The sequence below is a fragment of the Dickeya oryzae genome (assembly GCF_009372235.1).
GTDB lineage: Bacteria > Pseudomonadota > Gammaproteobacteria > Enterobacterales > Enterobacteriaceae > Dickeya > Dickeya oryzae.
Map to the genome: position 1 here is coordinate 165,410 of NZ_ML762921.1, position 16,133 is coordinate 181,542.

At 53.6% G+C, this 16,133-nt stretch carries 17 protein-coding genes; 13 read left to right on the forward strand and 4 right to left on the reverse strand.

The window, feature by feature from the left end:
- Window positions 1-281: 281 nt before the first annotated feature.
- Window positions 282-1,850 carry a sensor domain-containing diguanylate cyclase gene (locus tag FAZ14_RS05950; protein WP_016940528.1) on the forward strand — a complete coding sequence of 523 codons (1,569 nt, stop codon included), beginning with the start codon at window positions 282-284 and terminating at the stop codon, window positions 1,848-1,850.
- Between the two features lie 46 nt (window positions 1,851-1,896).
- Here FAZ14_RS05950 and FAZ14_RS05955 read toward each other — a convergent pair whose 3' ends face one another.
- Both FAZ14_RS05955 and uvrA read right to left on the reverse strand, forming a co-directional pair.
- Window positions 1,897-2,316: a secondary thiamine-phosphate synthase enzyme YjbQ gene (locus tag FAZ14_RS05955; protein ID WP_016940529.1), complete on the reverse strand. Its 420-nt coding sequence runs from the start codon at window positions 2,314-2,316 to the stop codon at window positions 1,897-1,899.
- 91 nt (window positions 2,317-2,407) lie between these two features.
- Window positions 2,408-5,239, reverse strand: coding sequence for an excinuclease ABC subunit UvrA (gene uvrA / locus FAZ14_RS05960; protein WP_016940530.1), 2,832 nt, complete (start codon window positions 5,237-5,239; stop codon window positions 2,408-2,410).
- 235 nt (window positions 5,240-5,474) lie between these two features.
- On the opposite strand from uvrA, the gene FAZ14_RS05965 reads away from it, so the two are divergent.
- The 3 genes from FAZ14_RS05965 (at window position 5,475) to FAZ14_RS05975 (ending at window position 6,772) form a co-directional block, all read left to right on the forward strand.
- A complete protein-coding gene (locus tag FAZ14_RS05965) occupies window positions 5,475-6,026 on the forward strand; it encodes a single-stranded DNA-binding protein (RefSeq protein ID WP_153508214.1) in 552 nt (183 codons plus the stop codon).
- A gap of 105 nt (window positions 6,027-6,131) precedes the next feature.
- Complete coding sequence (locus tag FAZ14_RS05970) at window positions 6,132-6,332, forward strand: hypothetical protein (RefSeq protein WP_235914471.1); 201 nt, start codon at window positions 6,132-6,134, stop codon at window positions 6,330-6,332.
- Between the two features lie 62 nt (window positions 6,333-6,394).
- Window positions 6,395-6,772 carry a hypothetical protein gene (locus FAZ14_RS05975; RefSeq protein ID WP_153508215.1) on the forward strand — a complete coding sequence of 126 codons (378 nt, stop codon included), beginning with the start codon at window positions 6,395-6,397 and terminating at the stop codon, window positions 6,770-6,772.
- 499 nt (window positions 6,773-7,271) lie between these two features.
- On the opposite strand, the gene FAZ14_RS05980 is transcribed toward FAZ14_RS05975, so the two are convergent.
- Both FAZ14_RS05980 and FAZ14_RS05985 read right to left on the reverse strand, forming a co-directional pair.
- Window positions 7,272-7,847 carry a flavin reductase family protein gene (locus FAZ14_RS05980; RefSeq protein ID WP_038926662.1) on the reverse strand — a complete coding sequence of 192 codons (576 nt, stop codon included), beginning with the start codon at window positions 7,845-7,847 and terminating at the stop codon, window positions 7,272-7,274.
- Between the two features lie 52 nt (window positions 7,848-7,899).
- Window positions 7,900-8,529, reverse strand: coding sequence for a Rossmann-fold NAD(P)-binding domain-containing protein (locus FAZ14_RS05985; protein ID WP_016940533.1), 630 nt, complete (start codon window positions 8,527-8,529; stop codon window positions 7,900-7,902).
- Window positions 8,530-8,806: 277 nt separating this feature from the next.
- Here FAZ14_RS05985 and FAZ14_RS05990 point away from each other — a divergent pair, with 277 nt between their 5' ends.
- The 9 genes from FAZ14_RS05990 (at window position 8,807) to FAZ14_RS06030 (ending at window position 16,132) form a co-directional block, all read left to right on the forward strand.
- Window positions 8,807-9,388: a Pvc16 family protein gene (locus FAZ14_RS05990; protein WP_153508216.1), complete on the forward strand. Its 582-nt coding sequence runs from the start codon at window positions 8,807-8,809 to the stop codon at window positions 9,386-9,388.
- Window positions 9,385-10,194, forward strand: a complete 810-nt coding sequence (locus FAZ14_RS05995) for a hypothetical protein (protein ID WP_153508217.1) — start codon at window positions 9,385-9,387, stop codon at window positions 10,192-10,194. Before FAZ14_RS05990 ends, FAZ14_RS05995 begins: the two co-directional genes overlap by 4 nt.
- Window positions 10,195-10,332: 138 nt before the next feature.
- Window positions 10,333-11,886 carry a phage tail sheath family protein gene (locus FAZ14_RS06000; protein WP_153508218.1) on the forward strand — a complete coding sequence of 518 codons (1,554 nt, stop codon included), beginning with the start codon at window positions 10,333-10,335 and terminating at the stop codon, window positions 11,884-11,886.
- Window positions 11,887-11,998: 112 nt separating this feature from the next.
- Window positions 11,999-12,469, forward strand: coding sequence for a phage tail protein (locus FAZ14_RS06005; protein ID WP_016940537.1), 471 nt, complete (start codon window positions 11,999-12,001; stop codon window positions 12,467-12,469).
- A 105-nt stretch (window positions 12,470-12,574) separates the two neighbouring features.
- Entirely contained in the window at window positions 12,575-13,033 is a 459-nt protein-coding gene (locus FAZ14_RS06010; protein ID WP_235914472.1) for a phage tail protein, read from the forward strand.
- Window positions 13,034-13,053: 20 nt separating this feature from the next.
- Window positions 13,054-13,254, forward strand: coding sequence for a hypothetical protein (locus tag FAZ14_RS06015; RefSeq protein WP_153508220.1), 201 nt, complete (start codon window positions 13,054-13,056; stop codon window positions 13,252-13,254).
- A gap of 14 nt (window positions 13,255-13,268) precedes the next feature.
- Entirely contained in the window at window positions 13,269-13,916 is a 648-nt protein-coding gene (locus tag FAZ14_RS06020) for a CIS tube protein (protein WP_016940540.1), read from the forward strand.
- Window positions 13,917-13,928: 12 nt separating this feature from the next.
- Window positions 13,929-15,719 (forward strand): type VI secretion system tip protein VgrG, encoded by a 1,791-nt coding sequence (gene vgrG / locus FAZ14_RS06025; RefSeq protein WP_153508221.1) that lies wholly within the window; start codon window positions 13,929-13,931, stop codon window positions 15,717-15,719.
- Window positions 15,720-15,832: 113 nt separating this feature from the next.
- Complete coding sequence (locus tag FAZ14_RS06030; RefSeq protein WP_016940542.1) at window positions 15,833-16,132, forward strand: PAAR domain-containing protein; 300 nt, start codon at window positions 15,833-15,835, stop codon at window positions 16,130-16,132.
- Window position 16,133 lies beyond the last annotated feature (1 nt).

Consider the following 16,133-nt stretch of genomic DNA (forward strand, 5'->3'; position numbering starts at 1 on the left):
TAGGATCTTACGGCATACTCTTATTAGTATTTATATCCATTATGTTAATTAAAACACAGTTTCCTTTTTATTTTTAATTTTAGCCAAAAATTTCGCCACCACGCCAGTTGACACTATTTTAATCTTTGACTACTACTTAATTATTAAGGTGAAATGTGTGCCTTCCCTTAACGAAAAAACAAATGAATCGCACATCTTGTGCCACCAGAAATGGTAATAAATGTGGTAACGATAACTAAATGCGAACAAAAAATCTGCTTCGAATAAACCTTTTGCATTTAATGCTATTCATTTCTATTGCCAGTATGTTTATTACACTACTGAACAGCTATTTCACTTTTTATCATGTGCAGAAAAAATTACTTATTGAACAAGCAACTAAAGTCAACTCAAGCTATTCACACAAATTAGCCATCACCGTAGACAACTTCTTCTCTATTTCAGAGGAGCAATTGTCGTATAGTGCCAGGCTGCTCGTCACACACGCCCAGTCCGGCAATTTACAGGCTCTGCAAACCGAATTGCAACGCATTCATCGGTTAAGCCATGCTTTTAACTCGATGGTGGTGGTGACGGAAGGTGGGCAAATTATCGCCTCATCGCCAACGTCACTGAATTTGACCGGCCTCACCGTCACTTCACGCCAGCATTTTACCGCGAATAAAGTGAAACGCTTTTTTATCAGCCAACCCTATACCTCTCTGAGTGGCAATTATATTATTTTTATTTCCCAACCTATTTTGGATGATGCAGGACATTACCTCGGTTATGTCGGTGGTTCGCTTTATCTTAATAACCGACGTATTCTGAATGAATTCATGAATACACAATTTAGCAATGACAGCTTTAATACTTACGTCATTGATAATGAAGGCACCATCATTTACCACCACAATATTGCGCAAGTCGGCACTAAATTTACTAATCCCACCCTCTTGTCGTCGATTAAGGAGCAGGATAAAGGCAGTTTTATGATGCCAGATGAGCAGGGCATTCCCTCACCCGCTGCCTTTATCAGAACACAAAAATCGGGCTGGATTATTATTACCCAGCAATCATTTCACTCTATTGAAGAAGCGCTGAACGATGTGATGCTGAATGTACTAAGACAAGGCACACCGCTGGGTATCGTCACCCTGCTGATGCTCAGCATTCTGGCCTATTACATCACCAAGCCGCTACGTCAGTTAGCCAAGTCAGCCAGTAGCATGGAACAGCTCGGTGTGATTGCTAAAATCCGGGCAGTCAAAGCCTGGTATGTGGAAATAGAGCAACTCAAACGGGTGCTACTGATGGGGACAGTACTGTTGCACAAGCGTATTGGTCGCCTCAGCTCAGAAGCGCACACCGACCCGCTTTCCGGCATGTTAAATCGGCGAGGTATGCTGGAAAGCATGGAAGAGATCCGGGGTGAATATAAGAAAATCTCGGTCATCGCCATCGATATCGATCACTTCAAATCGATCAACGACTCTTTTGGGCATGACGTAGGGGATACGGTTATTCGTAAACTGAGCCAGCAAATCCGTAAGAACTTCCGCAAAACTGACCTGATCTGCCGAATTGGTGGCGAAGAGTTTCTTATCTTGCTGCCCGGCGCTGATATCCATGTCGCAACGGTAATCGCTGAGCGGTTACGCAATAATGTCGCCAACACGGTCTACGTGCCAGGTGCGCACCACCATCAGGTTACTATTTCCATCGGCGTGACCACCTTTAACCCGCAGAAATCCGCGCTGGATATCGCCATTAAAACGGCAGATAACGCACTGTACAAAGCGAAAAACGGCGGGCGTAATCAGGTGGTAGTGGAATACCTCTCCGACGACATTTCACTGGTGCAACACTAAGCGGCCCGCCCTATCGGGCCGGTAACCAGCAACACACCGTTACCGGTTATTCCCCCTGCAACGTCACCACCAGCGAGCGGCTGCCGCCGTGGTTACGGTGTTCACACAGGTAAATCCCCTGCCAGGTGCCAACATGCAGCCGACCGTTGCGTACCGGTAGCATCAGGCTACTGCCCAACAGGCTGCCCTTCAGGTGCGCAGGCATGTCGTCGCTGCCTTCATAGGTATGGCGGTAATAGGGTTCGTCTTCCGGCACCAACTGGTTAAAGAAGTTCTCGAAGTCCTGGCGCACGGTGGGGTCGGCATTTTCATTGACCGTCAGTGACGCGGACGTGTGGCAGATAAATACATGCAGCAACCCGACCTTCACCTGACGTAAATCCGTCACCTGCCCCAGCACTTCATCGGTGATCAAATGAAAACCACGGGACCGGGGTTTAAGCCGAATATCGTATTGTTTCCACATTTCATCTCTCCTGTGGTGGTAACCATCGCCAGAGGATGCCATAAAAAAGCGCGGCATGCCGCGCTTAACAAACCTCACCTTGTTGGCAGGATCAACCCCGATCCAGAATCGGTTTCAGGAACCGGGCGGTGTGGGATTGCTCGCACTGGGCTACCGTTTCCGGCGTGCCGGACACCAGAATCTCGCCGCCGCCACTGCCCCCTTCCGGGCCCAGATCGACTATCCAGTCGGCGGTTTTGATCACATCCAGATTGTGCTCGATCACCACAATGGTGTTGCCCTGATCGCGCAACTGGTGCAAGACCGCCAGCAACTGCTGAATATCAGCAAAATGCAGGCCGGTCGTCGGCTCGTCCAGAATATACAGCGTCTGCCCGGTGCCGCGCTTCGACAGCTCACGCGCCAGCTTCACGCGCTGCGCCTCACCGCCGGACAACGTGGTGGCCGACTGCCCCAAACGGATGTAAGACAAACCGACATCGATCAGGGTTTGCAGCTTACGCGCCAGCGCCGGAATGGCATCAAAGAACTCTCGGGCGTCTTCGATGGTCATTTCCAGCACTTCGTGGATGCTCTTGCCCTTGTATTTAATCTCCAGCGTTTCGCGGTTATAGCGTTTGCCTTTGCACTGGTCACAGGGCACATAAATATCCGGCAGGAAGTGCATTTCCACCTTGATAACACCGTCGCCCTGACAGGCTTCGCAACGCCCGCCACGCACGTTAAAACTAAACCGACCGGGGTTATAGCCGCGGCTGCGCGCTTCCGGTACACCAGCGAATAATTCGCGGATCGGCGTAAACACGCCGGTGTAGGTGGCTGGGTTCGAGCGAGGGGTACGACCGATCGGGCTTTGATCGATGTCGATCACCTTATCGAACTGCTCCAGCCCCTGAATCTCGCGGTACGGTGCCGGTTCGTTCAGTTCACCACCGTTAAGCTGGCGCTGGGCAATCGGGAACAGCGTATCGTTGATCAGCGTCGATTTACCGGAACCGGACACCCCGGTAATGCAGGTGAACAGCCCGACTGGCAGCGTCAGGGTCACGTCTTTGAGGTTGTTGCCGCGCGCACCAATCAGCTTAAGCACTTTAGACGGATCCGCCTGCACGCGCTGCGCCGGGATCTCGATTTTGCGCGCCCCACTCAAGTATTGGCCGGTCAATGATTCCGGCACCGCCATGATCTGCGTAGCCGTGCCTTCGGCAATCACCTGACCGCCGTGTACGCCAGCACCGGGGCCGATATCGATAATGTGGTCAGCGGCACGGATGGCGTCTTCATCATGTTCCACCACAATCACCGTGTTACCGAGGTTACGCAGGTGGATCAATGTTTCCAGCAGGCGCTCGTTATCACGCTGATGCAGGCCGATAGACGGTTCGTCCAGCACATACATCACGCCGACCAGACCGGCACCGATTTGGCTTGCCAGACGAATACGCTGCGCTTCGCCGCCCGACAAGGTTTCCGCCGAGCGCGACAGCGACAGGTAATTCAGACCCACGTTAACCAGAAAACGCAGCCGATCGCCGATTTCTTTCAGCACTTTTTCGGCGATCTTCGCCCGTTGGCCGCTCAGCTTGATGTTATGGAAAAACTCCATCGCATGGCCGATGCTCATGTCAGCAATCTGTGGCAGCGTGGTCTGCTCCACGTAAACGTGGCGCGCTTCTTCACGCAAGCGGGTGCCATTACAGCTGGCGCACGGCCGGTTACTGATGAATTTCGCCAGTTCTTCGCGCACCGCGGTCGATTCCGTCTCTTTGTAGCGGCGCTCCATATTGTTGAGCACCCCTTCGAACGGATGACGGCGCACCGAGGTATCGCCACGATCGTTGATATATTTGAACTCGATATTCTCTTTACCGGAACCGTACAGAATCACCTTGTGAATCGCCGGGCTGAGGCTATCGAACGGCGCTTCCACATCGAACTCATAGTGCTCCGCCAGTGAGCGCAGCATCTGGAAATAGTAGAAATTACGGCGATCCCAACCGCGGATCGCGCCGCCTGCCAGCGATAATTCGCCGTTTTGCACCACGCGCGCCGGGTCAAAAAACTGCTGTACGCCCAGCCCGTCACACGTTGGGCAGGCACCCGCCGGGTTATTGAACGAAAACAGCCGTGGCTCCAGCTCATGCATGCTGTAACCACACACCGGGCAGGCAAAGTTAGCGGAAAAGAGCAGCTCTGGCGCGTTCGGATCGTCCATATCCGCCACCACAGCGGTGCCACCGGACAACTCCAGCGCGGTTTCGAACGACTCCGCCAAACGCTGAGCCAAATCGCTGCGTACTTTAAAGCGGTCTACCACCACTTCAATGGTGTGCTTTTTCTGGAGTTCCAGTTTCGGCGGGTCTGACAGGTCGCACACTTCACCGTCGATACGCGCGCGGATGTAGCCCTGCGTCGCCAGGTTCTCCAGCGTCTTGGTGTGCTCGCCTTTACGTTCTTTCACGATAGGTGCCAGCAGCATCAACCGCTTGCCTTCCGGCTGGGACAAGACATTGTCCACCATCTGGCTTACGGTCTGGGCATCCAGCGGAATATCGTGTTCCGGGCAGCGAGGCTCACCAACGCGGGCGAACAACAAACGCAGGTAATCGTGGATTTCAGTGATGGTGCCGACGGTAGAACGCGGGTTATGGGATGTAGATTTCTGTTCGATGGAAATGGCGGGCGACAGCCCTTCGATGTGGTCCACATCCGGCTTTTCCATCAACGACAGGAACTGGCGCGCGTAAGCCGATAGCGACTCCACATAACGACGTTGCCCTTCGGCATACAGCGTATCGAACGCCAGCGAGGATTTGCCCGAACCGGATAACCCCGTCACGACGATAAGCTTATCACGCGGAATAATCAGGTTGATGTTCTTCAGGTTATGGGTACGGGCACCACGAATCTCGATCTTATCCATGCACACTTTTCCCGCTGTAGACGCTGTTCTTTTTATCCTTTAGCTAAGAAAGGAAACCAGTAGAAACGGCCGATTATGGCACAAACAAAACTGAATGGATATCCAGTATCTAATGGCAATTTCTGCAACGGCGGAAAAAAGAATGCGGTTCGCCTCGCGGGTATTATCTGACTCAATGGCGTGATATAGTTTTTCGTTTAAAATTTATAGATGTGATTGTTCAGGAGACACCAACATGGCCAGCAGAGGCGTTAACAAAGTGATTCTTATCGGGAATCTGGGTCAGGATCCGGAAGTCCGTTACATGCCGAATGGCGGCGCAGTCGCTAACCTGACTCTGGCCACGTCGGACAGCTGGCGCGACAAGCAGACCGGCGAGCAGAAAGAGCGTACAGAGTGGCACCGCGTCGCCCTCTACGGCAAGCTGGCGGAAATCGCCGGTGAGTACCTGCGCAAAGGCTCTCAGGTGTATATCGAAGGTCAGTTGCGTACCCGCAAATGGCAGGATCAGAGCGGCCAGGATCGCTACACCACTGAAGTGGTGGTCGATATCTCTGGCAGCATGCAAATGCTGGGCGGTCGCACCGGCGGCGGCGCACCGGCTGCTGGTGGCAACATGGGCGGCAATATGGGTGGTGGTAACGCGCCACAAGGTGGTTGGGGTCAACCGCAACAGCCGCAGCAAGCCAACCAGTTCAGCGGTGGCGGTCAATCCCGTCCGCAGCAAAGCGCACCAATGCCGGGCAACGAACCGCCGATGGATTTTGACGACGACATTCCGTTCTGATTGGCATCATCAATGCCGGGGCCAACACAGGTTCCGGTATGATGTACAGGTTCAAGGATGAGCCCAGTTACCACATAAGTCAGGAAAAGGATGAGGATACTGCCTATGTCACGTTCATTTGAATTACAAAGAATTTCCGAAGCTCATCGTCAGGCAATGTTGCAATCTGTTGAGCGGGCATCAAGCCGTGTTGGTGCAGCAGGTATGGCAGCAGCAACCGTCAGAACACTCTCCCAATCAGATCTGAATTCACTGATTAATCAAGCGATGAATCAGGTGTTACGCTCCCGTGAGAATGAGCGATAAAAGCAAAATTAGCTTACTGACAGAAAAACGTTCAGGTTAACAAGGGATGTTATTTTAGAACGATGGAAAACGATAATTCGTTGGTTATACCGAATGAAAAATCATGGGTTTTTCAATTACTGGTAAAAAATCAAGAAGACAGTATTGGCTTAATAGCCTACTCGTTTTATAAACTTGAAAAAAACCAATACGCCGAAAAATTACGCGCCACAGGAAAAACCACGCAGGAAATTGATCTTGCCGTAAAGCAATTTCATGAACAGGTTGTACATACTCAACTGCGTTTAGATGCTTATCGTGATAACGCCAGAACAATGTTTTCTCGCCTTTTGGGAGACTGGGAAGAAGAAATCAGGAAGGATTATCAACAGCAGATCGACATTATCGAAAATAAAAACGCAGAAATAGAAAACCTCAGAATAGAAATATACCCAAAATAATTCGAGTTGCAGGAAGGCGGCAAGCGAATGAATCCCGATGAGCTTACTCAGGTAAGTGATTCGGGTGAACGAGCGCAGCCAACACACCTGCAACTTGAAGTATGACGGGTATAGATAGAAAAAGTAAAAAATAATAACTGAGAGCGATATAATAAAACATCAGGCTATTGAGCATGCGAAAGAAGAGGCTATCAAAGAGTTTTTTCGTGCTGCATCAAGAAAAGAAAAGCAAAAAACACCCATTGCATTACGTGTATTATCATGGATATGGAGTGGTTTTTCTGGAATTATCGCCAGCGCTCTCTTATTTATTTTTATCTATGGTATGGTGGGGCTCTTAACTACACCAGAAAGAAAATTACAGATCTGGCAATGGGGTATAGAATCCCTTAAGCCTTCATCCCCGTTCCCATCAATAGAAAACAGTAAACCACAATAAATAAGATAATCGTGATCATGACACGAACGCCCTGCCTTTGCAGGGCGTTCGCTTATATCGCTATTCCCCTGCATTCAGCGCATCGCCGATAGCGTAATAATGCCCACCTGCCACGTGATGCAGGCTACGCCATGTCGGGTCAGCCTTCTCAAAATGCCAGTGACCGTCACTAAAGACCCGTGAATCCGCCCAGGCAGCGATAACCTCACCGATAAAAAGGTCGTAGGTTTGCTGATTGTGAGCTTCAGGGATCAGCTTGCACAGTAGCCACGCAGCACAACCGGCCACCAAAGGTACATCTGATTCGCTGGTGCGAAACAGTTCCACCTGGCAGTGCGCCAGTTTGTCCGGGTTATCCCGCAGGCTGATATTCCCGACCTGGTTGGTTAATTGCAGTTGTGCCACTGTCGGCACCTGAATAGCGAAATAGCCGCTGTTTTCCAGCAGCTCGCGTGTTTTGGTCGCTTTATCCAGCACGACAGTCAGCTTAGGTGGTGCAAAATCCAGCCCACAGCACCAGGCCGCCGCCATCACATCCTCAACCCCGTTATGGCAGGCCGACACCAACACCGTCGGCCCGTGGTTAACCAGCCGATAGGCTTTTGCCAGCTCAACCGGTGAAATTGCGCTATTCATGTTTAACTCCTGCGTTATATATAGTGTCCTGACATACATAGTGTCCTGACACTTACACCAAATGTTCAGAGCTCACGGTTCGCACACCCGCAACGGGGTTCAACGCGGCTTCCAGTAACGCATCGGCAATCCGCTGTGCAGGGTTAATGTGCAAAGCCCGTGGCAGCACCGGATGCAATACACGCAATACCTGTTGTGCCGCCCATTCACCGGGCCGCCGTGCGTGTCGCTCGCCACCAATCAGCCCTGGGCGCACCAGCGTCAGTGAGGTAAAACCCACCCCGGCCAGATCGCGCTCCACGTCACCTTTCACCCGGTTGTAGAAAAACCGCGACGTAACGCTCGCCCCTCTGGCTGAATTCAGCACGTAGGTTGGCGTGCCGTGGTGCTTAGCCAGACGTGCAACCGCCAGTGGGTAGTCATGATCAACCCGGTAGAACGCCGCCTGGCTCCCTGCCGTTTTAATGGTGGTGCCCAGCGTGCAGATCACGGCATCGGCCTGCCACCAGTCGGCATCTTGCGGCAAGTGTTCAAAGCTCACCTGCGGTGCCAGCAGTTTGTCGTGAGCGGGTAATTCACGCCGTACCGGTGCCGTCACCTGCGTAATACGCGACTCTGCCAGTGCCTTTAATAGCACCTGATGGCCGACCAACCCGGTTGCGCCGACAAGTAGTAGTTTCATGCATATCTCCCTGTTTAGCTGTGTCCATTTTCCGTTATGGCACAGCAGCGAAGGACTTCATTGTACTCGCATCACTTTACCTGAGTATTCCGTAGTACTGACCACGTTTACTCCCGATTTTTAGGTACTCTTTATGGGGAAAACGTGATGGGGATATCGACGCCAACGGGAACTTTTTCTGATTGCCTGACGTACGCAATTACAGATCACTATTCAACATAGTTTATCCAATCGCAATCGCTAAAAAATAAGGCGGATAATTAATAAAGGAACCCCCATGATCCACGCCTCTATCCATTACCTGACCCGGCAATTAAATCAATATCTAAAAAATAGCCTGAACCTGCATGATGACGTTGTGGTTATTGCGAACCCGGCTGATGACGACGGTAAGATGTTTCCACTCACGAGAAATAAACTGGTGGTGTTTTTATCGAATATTGAAAAAGAAACCATGACGTATCGGAATAATGCCGCTAATCCTGGGAATCGTTTTGCTGTGAGTACGCCGCCGTTATTTGTACGAATTTCGCTGGTGGTGGCGGCAAATTTTAGCGGTGCACAATACGCGGAAGGATTACAAATGATCGCCCATGCGATGGCGTTCTTTCATAAAAATTCCCTGCTTAACCGTTATAACGCCCCAGATATGGACGAGGCAATTGAGCAACTATTACTGGAAATGGACAGCCTGCCGCATCACGAACTTAGCACGATGTGGACGATGTTAGGCAGCCGTTATTTACCGTCTGCGGTATACCGTGTGCGGGTGAAAATTGCCGATAGCCAGGCGATTCAGTCGCAGACCGAAAGTGTCAGACAATTGCCTGCCACCGTGACTAAGGGCACAACGTCATGAGCGATTACGACGCGTTATTTCAATTGCGTATCGAACATGAATTTTTTACCGGCTGTACCAGCCTGCCGTTTTATGGCGAATGGCTGCCGGGTAGCCAACAGGCAGCGACAAGCATCGGGCTGTTGACCAAACCGCAGGCTGACGGGGTACTGGTGTTGGCGGATAGAACCCATCCCGCCCTTCAGGCGGTGGAACACGTCACGCTGCGGTGGTGGTTTGGCAGCCGGGAGCCGAATTCTTTCAGCTATACGGACATCAGTGCGACCGACACCAGCGGGCTGCTGGAATCGAAGACGCCGTACTTTGGTTACACACTGAACGGCGCAGAACCCGGCGAGGTGCGTCTGGAAATGCGCAGCGACACGCCATCAGAGGCATCGAACAGTTTGCCCTCAGCCAAAGGGCGAATCTGGCAGGTTGATATTGAGATCAATGCAACGGCGATAACGGCATTTCTCCACCGGCGAACAGCACCGGTCTTTATTATGCCGTTTCGCTGCCAACGGCGGTGCTGGAAATATCTGTTCACCGCGCCGTATGTTAATACGAATACGCGTATTCGGGATAAGCGCCAGAATAATCAGTTTGATTATCTGGGGGAAGAAATACTGGCTAATGGTCAACGGGCACAGGCGTTTATTTCCCGTGAGCCATTAAAAATACAAAAAAAGTCAGACTATTATTTTCAGCTTTATCAGGACAACACCGTATTGATTGAACGATTACCGGTCGCCATGCCACAGCATCAATGTCGATTTCAAACGGATAAGTCATTCGATGTTGTCTCGGAAATCATTGTTAACTGACATAACGATAAAGACAGGGCAATAAAAAAATAACGCAATAAAAAATAGCGATACCGCCATACCGGCGCAGGTACCTTTTATTCTCGGCATCGAAAGGGCGCGGGGTGGTTATCTCTCTCAATCAGAAGGAATCACACTATGGGCGTGATGAAAACCCCAGGCGTTTATATTGTTGAAAAGAACGCTTTCCCCAATTCCGTTGTTGAAGTCGCGACGGCGGTACCGGCCTTTATTGGTTATACCGAAAAGGCGGAAAATGGCGGCGTATCTCTGCGTAATAAAGCGTGGCGAATTACCTCGATGTCGGATTTTCGCCATTATTTTGGCGGCGCGCCGCTGCATAAATTCGATATCGTCGAAAAAACCGATCAAGTACCGGGCGATGCCGCTTTCAGTCAGGCCGGTAAGGCCTATACCCTGACCCTGGCGAATACCCGCTACCTGCTGTACTACAGCATGCTGTTCTTTTTCCAGAATGGCGGTGGCCCCTGCTACATCATCTCGGTGGGGAGCTATCAAGACGCCATTGATGCTGATGCACTGAAAAACGGCATCACACCGCTGCTCAAAGAGCCGGAACCCACCATGGTGCTGACCCCGGAAGCGGTATGCCTGAAAGAAGACGACTGCATCAACGTGCAGCAGACCGTGCTGGCCCACTGCGGCGGTACCATGAAAAACCGCATCGCCATTCTTGATGTCTGGGAAGGGCATAAAGACCGACAGGACCCGAGCGGCGACTGTATCGCCAACTTCCGCTCCAAACTGGGCATCAACTACCTGGATTACGCCACCGCGTACTACCCGTGGCTGAACACCTCAATCATTCAGGACAGCGACATCAGTTTCGCCAACGTCAACAACCCGGACATTCTGATTACCGTGTTGAACGCGGAAATCGCCTCCGCATTCAAAGAACTGGACGCACTGAGCGCTGAGCAGTTAAACAGCGGCGGCAACAAGCTCAAAGCGGCCAAAAAGCAACAGATGCTGGACGAAGTCGCCAAACTGACGGTGGAACAAAGCGAGGCAGAAAAAACCTTGCTGCACAAAATCCTGTTCTCTATCAGCCCCATTTACAAAAGTGTGCTGGAAAACATCCGGCGTCAGCAAAACCTGCTGCCACCCGCTGCGTCAATGGCGGGGATCTACACCATGGTGGATAACGCCCGTGGCGTGTGGAAAGCCCCGGCCAACGTCAGCCTGAACGCGGTGGTGTCACCCAGCGTGAATATCAGCGCCGACGAGCAGGAAGACCTGAACGTCACCACCCAAGGGAAATCGATCAACGCGCTGCGTACCTTCACCGGCGAAGGCACGCTGGTGTGGGGCGCGCGCACGCTGGACGGCAACAGCCTCGACTGGCGCTACGTCAATGTGCGCCGGACCATGATCATGCTGGAGGAGTCTATCAAACAGGCAGCCAAAGCCTACGTGTTCGAACCTAACACCGCCAATACCTGGGTTTCGATGGAAAGCATGATTGAAAACTTTCTGTTCGGCATCTGGAAGCGCGGCGGGCTGGCGGGAGCCTCACCGGAAGACGCCTACAGCGTGGATGTCGGTCTTGGCAAGACCATGACGCCGCAGGACATTTTGGAAGGGATCCTGCGTATCACCGTGCTGGTAGCCATCAGCCGTCCGGCTGAGTTTATCGAAATCACCTTCCAGCAGCAGATGCAGAAATCCTGACGCTGACGGTATGACGTTTTAGCGACTGTAGGTTTTTGACGACCACAGGTTTTTGACGACCACAGGTTTTTGACGACCACAGGTTTTATCACCCTCTTCAAGGAGAACACCCATGGCAGATGACGGTTCCGCTCAGTCAAGCACCGTATGGCCGATGCCCAAATTTCACTTTGAAGTGAAGTGGGACGGCGGCGCGGGCGCCAGCATGGTGGCGTCGTTTCAGGAAATTACCGGCCTGGATATCGAAGCCCAGATTATTGAATACCGCGCGGGCAACAGCCCGGTATTTTCCACCATCAAAATGCCCGGAATTATCAAGTCCGGCAATGTGACGCTGAAAAAAGGCATTTTCGTCAAAGATAACAACTTTTACGACTGGTTCTCGAAAATCAAGATGAACACCATTGCCCGCACCGCCGTCACCATCAATCTGCTCGATGAAAGCGGCAGCCCGGCCATGACGTGGAAGCTCAAAAACGCCTGGCCGACCAAAATCAGCGGGACGGATTTGAAATCAGACGGCAATGAAGTGGCGGTTGAAACCATCGAACTGGCGCACGAAGGGCTGGAAGTCGCGGTGTAATCGCCGGTTCACGGCGTGAGAACGGTCAATGCAGCGGATTAGCGCTGCATTGACCCGGTCATCAGGCTCATCTGGCGTAGCCACTAACCAGACCCGGTAATGCTGATGCAAAAACCATCATCCAGCAGTGAATGGCCGCTACCCGCGTTTTATTTCAGCGTGAACATCGAAAACAGCGGCGACGATCAGGCCTTTCAGGAAGTGTCCGGTATTGAGACACGTATTGAAACCGAACCCTTCCGCGAGGGCGGCAATAACAACCTGTATCACCTGCCGGTGGCGGTGAAACACGGGCCGCTCACGCTGCGCCGGGGCCTCGGTTCGGCCAGTTCGCCGCTGGTGCGCTGGTGTAAGCGTTGCTTTGAAGGGCAATTGAATGGCCCGCTGGAAACCAAAGAGGTCAGCGTCAGCCTGCTGAACGAACAGGGCGACCCGTTGCGGGTGTGGCTGTTTTATAACGTCTACCCCATCAGTTGGCGGGTCGATCGTTTCCACGCCACCGGTAATGAGGTGGCGATTGAAGAGATTGTGCTGTGTTTTAGTCGTTCGACACGCAAGCAGTAACCGCAGAAGGAGACACCATCATGGCAATAGAAGTGCGACAACTGACGATTTACTCACGGGTTATCCAGCCGAATGACCCGGATGCTGCGCGGCAGGACACGGGCAGCCTCGACAGCGACACAGACAGCACGACGGACAACCGTGGGCAGGATGCCTCACACAGCGCACCCGCAGGCACGCAGGTACTGCATCACCTGAACAGCGGGCCGCGGGAACGCTAACCGGAGGCGCTATCATGCAGAAGCTGACTATCCGCACCCTCGATAAAAAGCAGCAGTTTGACGTGATGCTCAACCCTGCCAGCCTCCGTCACGAGCACGGCATTAACTACACCAACCGGGCGGTGGCGGGCAACCGGACACTCGGCAGCCTGGCACCGCGGCTTGATTTTGCCAGCTACCAAAGCGAGAGCCTCAGTTTCGAGTTGATGATTGACGGCACCGGCGTGGTCGAGCAGCCGCAAAAGCCCGATGTCGCCAGTCAGGTCACTCAGTTGAAAAACGTGGTGTATCGCTATGTCGGCGAGAAGCACGAACCCAGCGTGGTGGTACTGACCTGGGGCACCCTGTCGTTCAAAGGACGCCTTACCCGTCTTGATATTCGCTACTCGTTATTCGACGCCGCCGGTGCGCCACTGCGCGCCACCCTCGGGTTACGTTTCGACAACTATCTGGACAGCAGCGAGCAGGCGTTGCGGGCCAATCGCTCCTCACCGGACCTCACCCACAGTGTGGTGGTGAAACAAGGCGATACCCTGGCGCAACTCTGCCATGACATTTATCAGGACAGTGCCTATTGCGTGGCAGTCGCCCGTTACAACAACCTGAATAGCGTGATGCACATTGCACCGGGCACACGTCTGTATTTTCCCCCACTGGCCTGACGGAATCACGATATGGCGGACTCCCCGGCAACACACCATGACGGCGTGGTGACCTACACCATCAAGAGCAACGGCACCGAGATCGGTAACGCTATCCAGGTGTTATCCCTCCATGTCTGTAAACGGGTGAATCATGTCGCCCGCGCCGAGCTGGTGATTGAGGATGGCGACATGCCGCAAAACCGTTTTCCGCTCAGTAGCGGCTCGCTGTTCAAACCGGGCAACGCGCTGACTATCGCCGCCGGTTACGCCAGTCAGGAACAGGTGTTGTTCGAGGGGATCATCATTCGCCACGGCATCCGCCTCGGTGGTGCGGGTCATTCACGGCTGATCATCGAATGCCGGGACAGCGCTATCGGCATGACGGTCGCGCGCCGCAACAACAACTATCTCAAGAAGAAAGACAGCGACATCTTACGCCAGTTGATCGGCGGCTGCGCCGGGCTTACCGCCCGTGTCGACACCACAACCACCCAGCACGACGAGCTGGTGCAGTTCAACTGCACCGACTGGGATTTTTTGCTGACCCGAGCGGAAGCCAACGGGCTGGTGGTCTGCAACGACGACAATACGGTAGCGGTCACCGCGCCCTGTCTGAGCGCGTCACCGGTGTTGACCCTCACCTACGGTGACGACCTGATGTCGCTGACCGCCGACATCGACGCCCGTTATCAGTTCACCTCGGTCACCGGCGTTGGCTGGGATATCAAAAACCAGCAACCGATACAGGAAAACGCCGCCGCGCAGTCCGTCAGCCAGCAAGGCAACCTCAGCGCCGATGAGCTGGCCCGCGTACTGGGGCTGCCCGCATTCCGGCTGCAAAGCGCCACGCCGCTGCCAGCCAGCGCCCTGCGGGACTGGGCGAGCGGCCAGCAGGTAAAATCCGCCCTCTCCCGCCTGCGCGGCACCCTGACCTGTCAGGGCTGCGCCCGCGCACGCATCAACACGCTGATTGAGCTGGCTGGTGTCGGCGCGCGTTTTAACGGCCACCTCTATGTCAGCGGCGTTCGCCACCATATTCAGGATGGGCAGTGGCTGACCCACATCGATTTCGGTATGCCGCCGGTCTGGTCAGCCGAACACCGGGACCTCACGCCGCCGCCTGCCGCGGGTCTGCTGCCGGGCGTGGATGGCTTGCAGATAGGTATCGTCAAAAAGCTCGACGGCGACCCACAACAGCAGCATCGCGTTCAGGTGTCGCTACCGGTGACGCAGGCGGAAAACGACGGCCTGTGGGCGCGGCTGGCCAGTTATTACGCCTCATCCGGCATCGGGGCGCAGTTTATGCCGGAGGTGGGCGACGAGGTGATACTGGGTTACTTCAACAATAACCCGTCCGACCCGGTGATCCTCGGCAGCCTGTATAGCAGCAAGAACCCACCACCGGTCACACCCGAAGCCAAAAACACCCTCAAAACGCTGATGACCCGCAGCCAGTTAACGTTGCAGTTCAACGAAGAGGACAAGTCCATCACCCTGACGACCCCCGACGGCAATCAGGTGATGTTGAGCGACAAAGGCAAAACGGTGACGTTACAGGACCAGAACGGCAACAGCGTCACGCTGGATGCGTCTGGCATCACGCTCGACAGCCCGAAGAACATCACCCTCAGCGCCAAAGGGAAAATCGAACTCAGCGCCGGGCGCACCGTGGATATCAGCGCCAAAGCCGACGTCACCGCCGAGGGGATGAACGTCAACCTGTCGGCCAAAACCGGCCTCACCGCCAAAGGCAACGCCACCGCCGAACTGTCGGCCTCCGGCCAAACCACCGTGAAAGGCGGCATCGTGATGATCAATTAACGTTGACTGACTGAGGGCGGTGGCGCACACCTCAGCACCGTTTTAACGCCAGACGGGTACAGCACACAACGAGACAACGTTGTTGGTTATCAACAAAAAATTAAAGGAGATTTATGCCGCCTGCTGCTCGCCTGACTGACTTACACGCTTGCCCGATGGTGACGCCGGGGTTGCCGCCGATTCCCCATGTCGGCGGGCCGGTTATCGGCCCCGGCGTACCGACGGTGCTGATTGGCAAACTGCCAGCGGCGGTGTTGGGGGATAACTGCGTCTGCGTCGGGCCACCGGACGCCATCGTAAAAGGCTCCGCCACGGTGTTGATCGGCGGGAAACCGGCGGCGCGCCTCGGTGATACCACCGCCCACGGCGGCAATATCGCGCTGGGCGATTTTACTGTGTTGATAGGAGGATAAC